Origin of the sequence: Streptomyces collinus Tu 365 (genome assembly GCF_000444875.1) — a bacterium.
GTDB lineage: Bacteria > Actinomycetota > Actinomycetes > Streptomycetales > Streptomycetaceae > Streptomyces > Streptomyces collinus_A.
Genome location: NC_021985.1, coordinates 5452713 through 5467569, shown reverse-complemented (window position 1 = coordinate 5467569; position 14857 = coordinate 5452713). Strand labels below are relative to the sequence as shown.

Genomic DNA, 14857 nt, shown 5'->3' with positions numbered 1-14857 from the left:
CTGGTGGTGCCGTACGGGGTCGGGGGCTACTTGCCGAGGTCGGCCGGGAACGGGGAGACGTCGAACGCCGCGTCCAGCTCGGCACGGTCGCGGCGCAGCCACTTGGCGGTGATGTGCCGGACGGTGTGCCGGGGCAGGTGCGGGTTGTGGTCGAGGTCCGTGATCGGCTGGGCCAGCGACTGCAGCTCCCAGGCGACGCCCGCGAGCCGGTTGACGTGGGTCCACCAGCGGGGCTCGATGCCGAGCAGCACGAACCCGGCGAGGAAGGGGTGCCAGCGGTGGTAGGCGTGCGTGGGCTCCGGCGGCGTGTAGTTCATCATGTGGACCTTCTGGCCGTCCGGGCGGCGCGGGTCGAACAGGACGCCTTGGCCGAACTCCTGGAAGGCGAAGACGAGTCCGTGCGGGTCGCGGCCGTAGTACGTGTCGTAGACGGCGCGCTGGTTGCGCGAGAGGACCTCGAAGGCGTCCTTGTTGGGCTGGATGAGTTCGAGGAAGCTGCGCGGGTAGCGGCCGCCCTGTCGGGTGGCGGACCAGGCGTCGTAGGTCTTGGTGAAACCGCCGAACGGGGTGGTGATGGCGGCGACGGCGTCCTTCATCTCCTGCGAGGGGGTGTAGTAGGACATCTCGTCGTACTGGTACCAGAACTCGTTGGCCCAGCGGTCGCCGACCATGCCCGGCACGTCCGGCAGGGTGGGGTGGCAGCGACCGGGCCGGGCCGCGGCCGGGGCCGCGCCGATCAGGGTCGCCGCGGCGGCCGCGCCGGCCACGCCGAGGGCGGCCCGCAGCGCACCCCTCCGGTCCATCGTGTTGAGCGACATGGGTTCTCCTTACGATCTGCTGTGGATCGGGGGGTCACGGACGAACGGGAATCGGGGGGAACGGTGCGTTCCGGGAGGGGCGCAGCCTTTCCTGGTTACGACTCTCCGGTGCCGCCCTATGGGCGGCCTATACCGGGAAGCGGCAGGTCAGGCCGGGCTTTCGGACTCGGGGTAGGGGGCCTTGCGCAGGCCGGGCGAGAGCAGGGCGCACAGGGCCGTGAGGGCCATGACGGCGCTGAGCGCCAGCACCGAGCGGACCGCCCCGGTGGCCTCCAGCAGGAAGCCGGCGGCGACCGGTCCGGCCGCCATGGCGCCCGAACCGACCAGGTTGGCGAGGGAGTTGGCGCGGCCGCGCATCCGGTCGGGGGCGGCCCGCACCAGCAGCACACCGCCCGCCACGTTGAAGACGCCGCCGACGTAGCCGCTGGCCGCGAAGAGCGCGCCGAGCAGGACGGGGGTGTGCAGGGCGGCGGCGACCGGGGCCATCAGCGCCGTCCAGGCGAGCAGGCCGCCGAGGACCAGGGTGCGCAGTCGCAGCCGGCGCTGCCACCAGCCGCCGGTGAGGGCGCCGACCAGTCCCCCGGCGCCGCTCAGCGAGAGCACCAGGCCGACCTCGAACTGGGTGCCGTGGTTGTCCTGGATGCCGGACATGACGGCCAGGTTGAGGCCCTGGAAGAGCACGTTGGTGACGGCGACCGCTGTCATCACGGCCCGCAGGAAGGGCTGCCGCCACATCCAGACCAGGCCCTCGCGGATCTCGGTGCCGAGCCGGGCGGGCGGTGCGGCCCGCTGCTGCTGGAGCTTCCCCTTGATGCCGAAGAGACAGAGCACGGAGGCCAGTTGGGCGACGGCGGCGGCCGCGTACGGCAGGGCCGCGGCCAGTCCCACCAGTCCGCTGCCCAGCGGCTGCCCGGCGATGGCGGCGCCGCGGGTGCGGGCCTCGTTGCCGGTGAGCGCGGCCGGCAGCTGCTCGGCGGGGACCACGCTGGGTACGGCGGCCCGCTCGGCGAGCTGGTGCAGCACCCCGAGCGCGCCCTCGGCGAACGCGGCGATCAGCAGCGCCCACAGCCAGGTGTGTCCGCTGACCAGCAGCGCCACCACCAGTCCCGCGACGAGCGTCTGGCCCAGCCCGGCGGCCACCATGACCCGCCGCCGGTCCCAGCGGTCCACGAGGGCGCCGCCCGGGAGCTGCATCACGAGCTGGGGCAGCAGCAGGGCGGTGCCGACGAGACCGGCGTCGCCCGGTGAGCCGGTGGCCCACAGCACGGTCAGCGGGTAGGCCACGGCCGTGGCCCGGCCGGCCAGCAGGGAGAGCCCGGCGCCGCCCCACAGCAGCCGGAAGTCCCGGTTGCGGCGCAGCGGCGGGACCTCGGGTGCGGCCGGCCTGTCGTCGAGAACCGTCACGGTGTCCCGCCCTTCCGTCGCCCGTTCCTCCTCGGCCATGAGCCACGGCACCTCCGCCGGGTCGGCGGCGGTCCGCCGTGCCGTGCCGCTCATCGGACGGCCAGCGGCACCAGTGCCGGGGTGTGGACGTGCTCCAGGACGGCCATGGCGCTGTGCATCTTGTTGGTGGCCTGGGCGAAGGCGATGCTCATCGGGCCGTCCAGGATCTCGGCGGTGACCTCCTCGCCGCGGTGCGCGGGCAGGTCGTGCATGAAGACGGCGCGCGGGCTGGTGCGCCACAGGTCGCGGGTGACCTGGAACGGGGCGAAGATCTCCCGCCAGTCGGGGTCCGGCTTGCTGGTGCCGGTGGTCTGCCAGCGGGTGGTGTAGACGACGTCGTACGACCCGTCGAGCGCCGCCATGTCGTGTCGTTCGGTGATCCGCGCGCCGGTGCGGGCGGCGTGGGCGCGGGCCCGCTCCAGGACGCCGGGGTCGAGGCCGTAGCCGGGCGGGGTGCGCAGTTCCAGGTCGGCCGCCGGGTACCGGGCGAGGGCGAGGGCGAGCGCGGCGGCGGTGTTGTTGCCCTCGCCGACGTACAGCACGCGCAGGCCCTCGATGCGGCCGAAGTGCCGCAGCAGCGTGGTCAGGTCGGTGAGCGCCTGGGTGGGGTGCTCCTGGGCGCTCATGGCGTTGACCACCGCCATGCGGTGCTGGCTCGCCCAGCCGCGCAGCTCGGCCTCCGGTCCGGCGGTGCGGGCGACGAGGACGTCGAGCATGCCGGAGAGCACCCGGCCGGTGTCCTCGGTGGTCTCCCCGGTGTTGAGCTGGAGGTCGCCGGGGCCGTAGGCGATGAGGGAGGCGCCGAGCCGCAGCGCGCCCGAGGAGAACGCGGTGCGGGTGCGGGTGGAGGTCTTGGCGAAGTAGACGCCGGCGACCAGGCCGTCCAGGGGGCGGGCCGGGCCGGCGATCCCGGCGGAGAACTCGGCGCCGCGCCGTACGACGTCGTGCAGTTCCGGGTCGGTGAGGTCGTCGATGGAGACGAGGTGGCGCACGCGGCGCCCGTCCGTGCGGACGTCCATGGTGGTCAGCCTTCCGTGTGCGGGTCGTCGGCGCGCTCGTCCAGGGCTGCGGCCGTGTCGGCGATGGTGTGGTGGCGCAGTGCCAGGTGCAGGTCCAGCGCGAGTCCGGCCCGCCGGGCGGCCACCAGCAGCGGCGGTACGAGCAGCGAGTCGCCGCCCAGGTCGCTGAAGTCGTCCTGGACGCCGACCTGTTCGAGGCCGAGCACCTCGGCCCACACGGCGGCGAGCCGGTGTTCGGTCGGGGTGCGCGGCGGGGCGTAGGGGTGGACGGCGGCCGTGGTCGCCGCGCGCTGCGCGAGGGCGTCGCGGTCGCGCTTGCCGTGGGTGGTGAGGGGCAGTTCGGTGACGACGGTGACGGTGGCCGGGACGAGGGCGGCGGGCAGCACCGCGCGCAGCCGGTCGCGGAGCGCGGCGACCTCAACGGGCCGCCCGTCCGCCGGGACGACCCAGGCGGCCAGGCGCCGGCCGCCGTCGGCCGCGGGGACCGCGCTGACCAGCGCGTCGTGTACGGCGGGGTCGGCGGCGAGCGCCGCCTCCGCCTCGCCGGGCTCGACGCGGTGGCCGCGGATCTTGACCTGCTGGTCGGCGCGTCCGGCGAACTCCAGGGTGCCGTCGGCGAGCCGGCGTGCCAGGTCGCCGGTGCGGTACAGCCGGGTGCCGGGCAGGCCGTAGGGGTCGGGGACGAAGGAGAGGGCGGTGAGGCCGGGGCGGCCGGTGTAGCCGCGGGCGAGTCCCTCGCCGCCGAGCCAGACCTCGCCGGTGACGCCGTCGGGCACGGGCCGCAGTGCGGCGTCGAGGACGCGGACCAGGACGCCGGGCAGTGCGGAGCCGAGCGGCACCAGGCTGCGCCCGGTCCTGGGCCGCACCCGGGTGAAGGTGGCGGCGACGGTGGCCTCGGTGGGCCCGTACTCGGCGGCCAGTTGCAGGCCGCCGCCGGCCGCGGCGATCCGGGCGGCCACCCGCTCGGCCTGGGCGGTCGGGTAGGCGTCGCCCGCGCACACCGCGAGCGCGGCCAGACCGGCCAGTTCGCGGTCGCTCAACTGGTGTTCCAGCAGGGCGAGGTGGCCGGGGGTGAGGCCGACGAAGGCGTAGGGTGCCCGGCTCAGCAGCAGCGGGCCGAAGTCGCCGGTCTCGTGGAGCTGCGGCAGCACGTGCACGGGCTGCCCGGTCATCAGCGGCGCGTACAGCGCGGGCATCCCGAGGTCGAAGCCGACCGGGGTGAACCAGGGCGCTCCGCCGCCGCCCGCGGCCGCGTACTCGCGCACGGCCCAGTCGAGGTAGTGGGCGAGCGCCCGGTGGGAGACCTCCACGCCCTTGGGGGTGCCGGTCGAGCCGGAGGTGTGCAGGACGTAGGCGAGCCGGTCCGGGTCGTGCCGCAGGCCGAGCGGCGAGCCGTCGCCGTCGTGGGCCGCCTCCTCGGCGAGCACCAGGGCGGCGGCGGTCAGCCGGTCGGCGTACGACGCCTGCGTGACGGCGAGTTCGATCCGCGCCGTGGCGATCCGCGCGTCGGGGGTGCACGGGTCGACCGGCACCTGGACGGCGCCCGCCTTCCACACTCCGAGGAGGGCGGCGACCAGGTCGGGGCCGCGGTCGAGGAGGACCGCGACCCGGGTCTCGGCGCGGGCGCCGAGGGCGCGCAGCCGGCGGGCGATGCGGTTGGCGCGGGCGTCGAGGTCGCCGTAGGTCACGGTGAAGCCGGTGCCGTTCAGGGCGGTCGCCCACGGGGTGCGGGCGGCCTGTGCCTCGAAGGCGGCGAGGGTGTCCACCGGGGTGTCGGGGTGCGGCAGCGCGGGGGCCTTGAGCCGGGCGCGTTCGTGGGCGTCCGGGAAGGCGCCGGTGCAGTCGCCGTCGGCGCCCGCGCGGGCCATCTCCGTGAGCACGGCCGCGTACAGCCGCAGCAGCCGGTCGGCGGCGGCGCGGGAGAGGGTGCCGGTGCGGGAGGCCAGCGAGAGGTGGCCGCGCACGGGGGTGCCGACGACCACCGGGAACTCGTTGGGGCTGTCGTCCCGGCTGGCCATGATGTCGATCAGCTCGGTGTCGACCTGGTGGAAGTCGAGGTAGTGGAAGAGGATGTCGATCAGGTGCCGTTCGCCGCCGGGCACCCGCATCGCGGGCATCGGGAAGCGGCGGTGCGGCCACAGCTCGACCTCGCGGCCGAACACCTGCCGGGCCAGCTCGCCCCAGGTGCGGGCGCCCCGCTCGTAGGGGAACGGGACCGAGTTCAGGTACATGCCGGAGACCGTCTCGGCGCCGGCCTGCTCGGGCCGGGCGTCGGCGACCATGCCGCCGCGGAAGGCGCGCGCCGGGGTGAGCAGCGACAGCACCTTGCTGTGCGCGGCGTGCAGCACGCTCTTGTACGGCACCTCGGCGGCCGTGGCCAGCGCCCGCAGGCCCGGCTCCAGTGCGTCGAGCGGGAGGTCGAGGCGGTAGCGCTCGTCGGGCCCGTCGGGATCGCCGGCCCAGCCCGCGGGCACGGTGAACTTCTCGTGGCCCTCGACGACCCCGCGCCAGTACTCCTGGTCGGCCGGGTCGGCCAGGGAGCGCAGCTCGGCGGCGATGAAGTCGGCGTAGCGGACGGCGGGCCGGGGCGGGGCGGGCGCGGGCTCGCGGCCGCGGCTCAGCTCGTGGTAGGCGCGCAGGAGTTCCATGAGCTGGGAGTGGTAGCTCCAGCCCTCGATGACGGGGTGGCACTCGGTGATGGACAGCCACCAGCTCTCGTCGTCCAGCACGTGCACCGCCATCCGCATCAGCGGCCCGCGGGCGAGGTCGAACAGCTCGGCCCGGTCGCGGTCGGCGAACTCCCACAGGGCGCTCTGCCGGCGCCCGGCGGGCAGGTGCCGCAGGTCCTCGTGGACGACGGGCATGGTCGCGACGGCGTGCACGAGCTGGAGCGGCTCGGAGTAGCCGGCCAGCGCGAAGGAGGTGCGCATCACCTCGTGCCGCTCGGTGATCAGGTCGGTGGCGCGGCGGAAGGCGTCCGGGTCGAAGGGCAGGTCGTCGCGGATCCGGAAGGAGGTGATGTTGTGGTAGCGGTTCTCGCCGCTGCCGCCGTGCATCTCGACGAGCATCCCGGCCTGGATGCGGGAGAGGGGGTAGGCGTCGGTGACGTCGCCGGGCAGCGCGGCCCGGTCGGCGGCGCCGATCAGCGCGAACGGCTCGACGGGCACGAAGGCGCCGGTGCCCGGGGCGCCGTCGCGGGGCACGGCGGCGCGCAGCCGGGCCACGGTGCGGTGCTCGAAGACGTCCCGCACGGTGGTCTCCCAGCCGGCCGCGCGCAGCGCGCCGACCAGGGCGACCGCGCGCAGCGAGTCGCCGCCCAGGTCGAAGAAGTTGTCGTGCACGCCGACCGTGTCGAGGCCGAGCACCTCGGCCCACACGGCGGCCATGGCCCGCTCGTCGTCGTCCCGGGCCTCGACGTGCTCACCGACGGCGGTCGCGGCCCGGCCCGGGGCGGGCAGTGCGCGCCGGTCGAGCTTGCCGTTGCCGGTCAGCGGCAGCGCCTCCAGGCGCAGGTAGGCGGTGGGGACCATGTACGGCGGCAGGGTCTCGCCGAGCCGGTCGCGCAGCGCGGCCGGGGTGAGCGCCTCCTCGTCGGCGCCCTCGGCGGGCACCAGGTAGGCGACGAGCTGCTGGTCGCCCGGGGTGTCCTCGCGGACCAGGGCGACGGCCTCGGCGACGGCGGGGTGGGCGGCGAGGGCGGTCTCGATCTCGCCGGGCTCGATGCGGTAGCCGCGCAGTTTGACCTGGTGGTCGACGCGGGCCAGGAAGTCGAGGTTGCCGTCGGGCAGGACGCGGGCCACGTCGCCGGTGCGGTAGAGGCGGGCGCCGGGCGGGCCGTAGGGGTCGGGCAGGAAGCGCTCGGCGGTGAGGCCGGGGCGGCCCGCGTAGCCACGGGCGAGGCCGACGCCGCCGACCCACACCTCGCCGGGCACGCCGACGGGGAGCGGGCGCAGCCGCTCGTCGAGGACGTACATGCTGGTGTGCGGGATGGCGCGCCCGATGGAGACGAGTTCGGTGGCCACGGGCCCGTCGAGGAAGTAGGCGGAGTTGCCGACGGTGATCTCGGTGGGCCCGTACTCGGCGGCGAGCCGGGTGCCCTGCGGTCCGGCCGCGGCGGCCCAGCGTTCGGCGAGCCGGGCGGTGAAGGAGTCCCCGGCGGCGATGACGAGTCCGGCCAGGGCCGCGATCTGTTGGTTGGTCAACTGCTGGGTGAGCAGGTGCAGATGGCCCGGGGTGAGCTTGACGAAGGCGTACGGGCCGCCCGCGGCGAGCAGCGCGCCGAGGTCGGCGGTGTCGAGGTCCTGCGGCAGCAGGTGCACGGCCTGCCCGGTCATCAGGGGCGCGTAGAGGTCGGGGACGCCGAGGTCGAAGGCGACCGACGAGAACAGCGGCGCTCCCCCGGTGCCGGCGCTCGCGTAGGCCCGCACGGTCCAGCCCAGGTAGTTGGCGAGACCGCGGTGGGTGATCTGCACGCCCTTCGGCCTGCCGGTGGAGCCGGAGGTGTAGATGACGTAGGCGAGCCGGTCGAGGTCGTGGGCCGGCGGCAGCGGGGCGTCGGCGGCCTCGATCGCGGCCCGCTCGGACGCGTCGTCGACGACGATCCGGCGTACCCCCTGGAAGCGTTCGGCGTGCCGGGACTCGGTGACCACGAGCGTGGTGGCCGTCTGGTCGAGCATGTAGGCGATGCGGTCGTCCGGGTAGACCGGGTCGATGGGCACGTAGGCCGCTCCGGCGCGCCAGATGCCGAGGAGCACGGCGACCAGGTCGGGGCCGCGGTCGAGCAGGACGCCGACGGTGGTCTCGGGTCCGGCGCCGAGCTGGGCCAGGCGGCGCGCGAACCGGTCGGCCAGGGCGTCGAGTCCGGCGTAGCTGACGGTGGTGTCCGCCTGCCGCAGGGCCACGGCGTCCGGGGTGGCGGCCATCTGCGCGGCGATGGTGTCGGGCACCGGGCGCAGGGCGGCGAGGTCGAGCGGCCGGTCGGTGCCGACGGGCTCGGCCGGGCCGTCCAGCAGCAGGGCGCGCTCGGCGGCGGACAGCAGGTCCAGGTCGGCGACCGGGGTGTCCGGGGCGGCGGCTACGGCGGCGAGCAGCGCGGTGTAGTGGGCGGTGACGCGCTCGGCGGTCGCGTCGTCGAAGAGGGCGGTGGCGTACTCCAGGCTGCCGTGCAGGGAGCCGTCGGCGCGCTCGGTGAGGTGCAGGGTGAGGTCGAAGCGGGCGATGCGGCCGGCGGCGGGCACCGGCGCGGCGGTGACGCCGGGCAGGGCGGGGCCGCCGGGCAGGGCGGGGCCGCCGGTGCCCTCGCCGGCGACCAGGTCGAACATCACCTGGAAGACCGGTGTGGTGGACAGGTCGCGCTGGGGCTCCAGTTCGTCGGCGATCCGGTCGAACGGGGTGTCCTGGTGGTCGAAGGCGTCCAGGACGGCGCCCCGGCTGTCGGCGAGGAAGTCCCGGAACGGTGTCCCGGGCCGCCAGCTCGCCCGCATGGCGAGCGTGTTGTAGGCGTAGCCGGCCATGCGGCGCAGCTCGGGCCGGGTGCGGCCGCTGGCGGCGGTGCCGACGCACACGTCGGTCTTCCCGGTGTACCGGCCGAGGAGCAGCTGCCAGGCGCCGAGCAGCGCCATGAACGGGGTGGCGCCGGTCTCCTGGGCCAGGGAGCGGATCCGCCCGGCGACGTCCGCGCTCACGTCGAAGCCGGCGACGGCGCCGCCCCAGTCGCGGACGGCGGGCCGCGGCCGGTCGGTGGGCAGCCCCAGCGGGCCGGTCCCGGCCAGCCGCTCCCGCCACCAGTCGAGGCCCGCGCGCCCGGCGGGCGCCTCGTGCCGTGCGGTGGCCCAGGCCGCGTAGTCGGCGTATTGGACGGGGAGTTCGGGCAGCAGTCCGTCGAGGTCCCGGCCCTCGGTCGCGGCCGTGTAGTAGGCGGACAGGTCGTCCAGGAGCAGCGGCCGGGTCATCGCGTCGCAGGCGATGTGGTGGACCACCGCGACCAGTACGTGGTCGTCCGGTGCGAGCTGGAACAGCCGTACGCGCAGTGGGTGTTCGGTGGCGAGGTCGAGGGGCCGGCCGGCCTCCGACTCGGTGCGGGCGACGGCCTCGGCGTCCCGGTCGGCGGGGGCGTGGTCCCGGGCGTCCACCACGGCGAAGTCGGCGGGTCCGGCCGGGTCGACGACCTGGCGGGGCTCGGTGCCGTCGAGGACGTAGCGGGTGCGCAGGATCTCGTGGCGGGCGGCGAGGGCGTCGACGGCCCGGCGCAGGGCGTCCGGGTCGACGGCGCCGCGCAGCCGGTACGCCATGGGCAGCAGGTACTCGGGGCTGTCCGGGTCGAGCTGGTGCAGGAACCACAGCTGGCGCTGGCCGGACGACAGGACGAGCGGCCGGGTGCGGTCGGCGGGCGGGATCGCGGCCGGCTGCGGCCGGGTGGTGCCCCTGCGGGCGGCGAGCCGGCGGCGCAGCAGATCGGCCCGCAGCTCGTCCTCGGTCGGCGCGGTGGGTGCGGTCACGGCTGGTACTCCCGGTGGGCGTGGGCCAGTTCGGCCTCGGTGAGCGATTCGATCTCGGCACGTACGGCGTCCTCGACGGCGGTGGCGAGGCCCTGCACGGTGGGCCGCTCGAACACGGCCCGCAGCGGCAGCTCCACGTCGAACTCCTCCAGGATCCGGGCGATCACCCGGGCCGCCTTCACGGAGTTGCCGCCGATCCGGAAGAAGCCCTGGCGGGCGCCGACCCGGCGGGTGGCGCCGGGCCCGTACAGCTCCTCGGCCCAGATCTCGGCCAGCGCCTCCTCCACCGGGCCCTCGGGCGCGGTGTAGGGCTCGTCGGCGAGGGCGGCGGCCAGGTCCGGCACGGGCAGCGCGGCGGTGTCGACCTTGTTGTGGCGGGTGAGCGGCAGCCGTTCGAGGCGGACCAGCAGCGCGGGCAGCATGTAGTCGGGCAGCCGTACGGCGCAGTGGTCGAGCAGCTCGCTCTCGGCGGGGCCGCCGGTGCCCTCGGCGGGGGTGAAGTAGCCGACCAGCGCTGCCTCGGAGCCGCCGGTGTGGACGGTGACGAAGGCCTGGCCGACCGCGGGGTGCTCGGTGAGCACCGCCTGCACCTCGCCGGTCTCCACCCGGCGGCCGCGGATCTTGACCTGGCCGTCGGCTCGGCCGGCGAACTCCAGGGTGCCGTCGGGCCGCATCCGGGCCCGGTCGCCGGTGCGGTAGAGCCGGGCGCCCGGGGCGCCGTACGGGTCGGGCACGAACGCGGCGGCGGTCTGGCCGGGCCTGCCGTGGTAGCCGACGGCGAGCCCGCTGCCGCCGACGCACAGCTCGCCGGTGACGCCGTACGGCACGGGCCGCAGCCGCTCGTCGAGGACGCGTGCGGTGACGTGCGGGTAGGGGTGGCCGACCGGTACCGCGCCGGCCGTGTCGTCGGCGTCCCAGCGGGTCGCGGCGATGGTGGTCTCGGTGAGCCCGTACTCGTTGATGAACCGCATCAGGCGGCGGGACAGGTCGCGGGCGAGCACCGGCGGGCAGGGCTCGCCGCCGGTCTGGCCGACCACCGGGCGGTGGCCGAGGCCCGCGTCGATGAGCATCTGCCAGTGCGGCGGGGCCACCTGGAGGTGGCTGACCTCGTGCAGGTCCATCAGCCGCAGCTGCGCGGCGTGGTCCCGCTGCTCGCTCTCCCGGGCCAGCACGACCCGGCCGCCGGCCACCAGCGGCATGAACAGCTCGGTGCAGGAGATGTCGAAGGTGACCTGCGCGAGCGCCAGCCAGGCGTCGTCCGGCCCCTGCCCGAAGTCGAGGTGGGCCTGGGAGGCGCGCAGCATGGCGAGCAGCGAGCGGTGGGCGACCGCGACGCCCTTGGGGCGGCCGGTGGAGCCCGAGGTGTACATCACGTAGGCGAGGCGGTCGGGGTCGTCGTGCGCCTGCGGCGCGGGCGCGGTCCCGGCCGGGTCCTCGGCGAAGCCGGTGGTGAGCACGGCGCCGGAGAACCGGCCGGAGAGGCGCTCGGCGCCCGCGTCGTCGGTGACCAGGGCCAGCGCGCCGGAGTCGGCCAGCACATGGGTGCTGCGCTCGACGGGCGCGGCCGGGTCCAGGGGCACGTAGGCGGCGCCCGCCTTCCAGACGCCCAGGAACGCGGCGAGCAGGTCGGGGCCGCGGCCGAGCTGGACGGCGACGACCGCGCCGGGGCCGGCGCCGAGGCCGCGCAGCCGGGCGGCGAACTGCCCGGCGCGGCGCTCCAGGCGGGCGTAGCTCCAGGTCTCGTCGCCGCAGACCAGGGCGGTGTCGTCGGGTGCGCGGCGGGCGACGGCCGCGATCGCGGCGTGCACGGTCGTGTCCTCGGGGGCGCCGGCGCCCGTGCCGGTGCCGGGTTCCGGCCTGCCCAGGCCGCTGGCCACCAGGTCGGCGCGCAGCGCCGCGGGCAGGATGTCGGCCTCTTCCAGGCGCCGGGCCGGGTCGTCGGTGACCGACTCCAGCAGCCGGACCCAGCAGGCGGTCAGGCGCTCGACGGTGGCCGTGTCGAACAGCGAGGTGGCGTACTCGGCGAGGCCGAGCAGGGAGCCGTCGGCCTGGCGCTGGAGCACCAGGGTGAGGTCGGTGCGGGCGGTGCGCCAGGCGCCGCGGAAGGCGTCCGCGTCGGCGGCGCCGACCGCGGTGCCGGTGCGGCCCTCCTCGTGCACGTCGAACATCACCTGGTACAGCGGGGTGCGGGCCGGGTCGCGGGTGTCGTCCAGCTCCTCCACGAGCCGGTCGAAGGGCAGTTCCTGGTGGGCGAACGCCTCGCGGGCGGTGTCCCGGACCCGGACCAGCGCGTCCCGGAACGGCGTGCCGGGGCCCGCGTCGCAGCGCAGCACCAGCGTGTTGAGGAAGTAGCCCGCCACGTCCGTGACCTCGGCGCCGGAGCGGCCGGCGACGGGCACCCCGACCGGGACGTCCCAGCTTCCGGTGAACCGGGCGACCAGCGCGGCGAAGGCGGTGAGCAGCGTCTGCTGCAGGGTGGCCCCGCAGCTGCGGCCGAGGGCGGCGGCCCGCTCGGCGAGCGGGGCGGGCACCGTGAACACGTGGGCGGCACCGGCCGCGTCGCGGGTGGCGGGGCGGGGCCGGTCGGCGGGCAGCTCGACCGGCACGAGGCCGGCCAGCTTGCGCTTCCAGTACTCCAGTTCGGTCGCCACGAACGCGTCGGTGAGCCGGCGGCGCCGGTGCGCGGCGTGGTCGGCGTACTGCACGGGCAGCTCGGGCAGCCGGGCGTCGGTGCCGGTGTGGACGGCCTCGGCGAGCGCTCCGAGGTCGCGTTCGAGGACGACGGAGGTCCAGCCGTCGCAGGCGATGTGGTGGATGCTCAGGACGAGGGTGAGGGTGCCGCGCCCACGGACCGCGAGGGCCCGGCGCACCGGCCCGTACGCCAGGTCGAAGGGGAGCGCGAACTCCTCGGCGACCAGGGCGTTCAGCTCCGCGGCGGTGTCGGCGCGCGCGGTGCGCAGCTCCCACTCGGCGGGCAGGTCGGTGATCTGCACCGGCTCGGCGCCCCGCAGGGCGTAGCGGGTGCGCAGGATCTCGTGCCGCTCGGCGAGCGCGGTCAGGGCGCCGCGCAGGGTGGCGTCGGTGTAGACGGCGGGCAGCGTGAGGAAGACCGGCGCGTTCCACTCGGCGCTGCCCGGGCGCAGCCGGTCCAGCAGCCACATGCCCTGCTGGCCCGGGGACAGGGGCAGTCCGCGCGGGTCCCGCGGCACCGGGCCCACGGGCTCGTCGGCGGGCGGTGCGGTGGCCGCGGCGCGTGCGCCGAGCAGGTCGGCCTGCTGCTCCACGGTGGTGGCGGTGAGCAGGGCGGTCGCCGGGATGGTGCGGCCCGCGGCCTGGGACAGGCCGGCGGCGAGCTTGTTGAGCATCAGCGAGGAGCCACCGAGCTGGAAGAAGTCGTGCAGGGCGCCGATCTCGTCGGCCGGGGTGCCGGTCAGCCGCGCCCACTCCTCGGCCACCGCGCGCTCGGCGGGGGTGCGCACGGGCACGTGCGCGGTGTCGGCGCAGGCGTCGGCGGGGTCGGGCAGCGCGGACCGGTCGATCTTGCCGTTGGGGGTCAGCGGGAACTCGGTGACCGGGACGTAGGCGGTCGGCACCAGCGGGTCGGGCAGCGCGCCGCGCAGGAAGGCGCGCAGTTCCTGCGGGCGCAGCGCCTCGCCGCGGGACTGCACCCAGGCGACGAGGCGGTACCCGCCGCTGCCGTCCGGTACGGCGGCGGCGACGGCGGCCCGTACCCAGGGGTGGGCGGCGAGCGCGGCCTCGACCTCGCCGGGCTCGATGCGCACGCCGTTGACCTTGACCTGGTGGTCGAGGCGGCCGAGGTACTCCAGGGTGCCGTCGGCCCGCCAGCGCACCCGGTCGCCGGTGCGGTAGAGGCGTTCGCCGGGGCGGTGCGGGTCGGGCACGAAGCGCTCGGCGCTCTGGCCGGGGCGGCCCAGGTAGCCGAGGGCGAGCCCGACACCGCCGGCGTGCAGTTCGCCGGGGACGCCGACCGGGGCGGGGCGGCCCGCCGCGTCCAGCACGACCACCCGCATGTTGCCGATGGGGCGCCCGATCGGCACCGCGCCGGTGTCCTGGGCGGGGTTCCAGCGGTGCTCGGTGATGTCGACGGACGCCTCGGTGGGCCCGTAGGTGTTCCAGATCTCGGCGCCGGGGGCGCGCTCGGCGAGCGCCCGGCACAGTTCGGCGTGCAGCGGCTCGCCCGCGCTGAACAGCAGGCGCAGGCCGCCGGCCCGCTCCCAGCCCGGTTCCTCGACGAGCCGCCGGTACAGCGAGGGCACGCCCTGCAGAACCGTCACTCCCCGGTCGGCCGCGGTGCGCAGCAGGGCCGCCGGGTCGCGCTCGGCGCCCTCGGGGGCCAGCACGACCGCGCCGCCCGAGATCAGCGGGGCGAACAGTTCGAGTCCGGCCGCGTCGAAGCCGACCGTGGTCTTGAGCAGCATGCGGTCGCCGGCGTCCAGACCGTGGCGGTGGGCCAGCCAGCGCACCCGGTTGGCGATGCCGCCGTGCGGCACCAGGACGCCCTTGGGGCGGCCGGTGGAGCCGGAGGTGTGCAGGACGTAGGCGAGGCGGTCGCCGTCGGCGGCGAACCCGACCTCCTCGTACGGCCCTTCGCGGTCCACGGACTCCACGGTGATGCGGTGCCGGGCGGTGCCGGGCAGCCGGTCCTCGGTGGCCCGCTCGGTGAGCACCACGGGGTGCGCGGTGTCCTCCAGCACGGCTTCGAGCCGGGCCGCCGGGTGCTGCGGGTCCAGCGGCACATAGGCGCCGCCCGCCTGCCACACCCCGAGGAACGCGGCGACCAGCTCGGGCCCGCGCCGCAGGCACACCCCGACGAAGTCGCCGGGCCGCACCCCAGCCGCGCGCAGCCGGGCGGCGATGCGCCCGGCCAGCTCGGCCAGCTCGGCGTAACGGACGGCGCTGCCGTCGGCGCGCACCAGGGCGGGCGCGTCGGGGGTGCGCCCGGCCTGGGCCGTGAACAGCGCGGGGAGCAGCAGACGGCCGGGGACGCGTCCCGACTTCGCAGGCTCGTTCACGATCTCTCCTCCATCGGGATCTTCCGGATCGGCGGTCGGTTGGGGGG

The 14857-nt window shown here is 76.1% G+C and carries 5 protein-coding genes; all 5 read right to left on the bottom strand.

Features of this window, described 5'->3' with window-relative positions; genetic code table 11:
- Positions 1 to 26 precede the first annotated feature (26 nt).
- Positions 27 to 818 carry a hypothetical protein gene (locus tag B446_RS23905; protein WP_020942004.1) on the bottom strand — a complete coding sequence of 264 codons (792 nt, stop codon included), beginning with the start codon at positions 816 to 818 and terminating at the stop codon, positions 27 to 29.
- Positions 819 to 965: 147 nt separating this feature from the next.
- Positions 966 to 2315, bottom strand: coding sequence for an MFS transporter (locus B446_RS23900; RefSeq protein WP_020942003.1), 1350 nt, complete (start codon positions 2313 to 2315; stop codon positions 966 to 968).
- The gene (locus B446_RS23895; protein WP_020942002.1) at positions 2312 to 3280 is read right to left on the bottom strand and encodes an ornithine carbamoyltransferase; all 969 of its coding nucleotides are present in this window, start codon (positions 3278 to 3280) and stop codon (positions 2312 to 2314) included. The genes B446_RS23900 and B446_RS23895 overlap by 4 nt, the downstream gene beginning before the upstream one ends.
- Positions 3281 to 3285: 5 nt before the next feature.
- On the bottom strand, positions 3286 to 9777 hold the full coding sequence (locus B446_RS23890) for a non-ribosomal peptide synthetase (RefSeq protein ID WP_020942001.1): 6492 nt from the start codon (positions 9775 to 9777) through the stop codon (positions 3286 to 3288).
- A complete protein-coding gene (locus tag B446_RS23885) occupies positions 9774 to 14810 on the bottom strand; it encodes a non-ribosomal peptide synthetase (RefSeq protein ID WP_020942000.1) in 5037 nt (1678 codons plus the stop codon). The genes B446_RS23890 and B446_RS23885 overlap by 4 nt, the downstream gene beginning before the upstream one ends.
- Between the last annotated feature and the right edge of the window lie 47 nt (positions 14811 to 14857).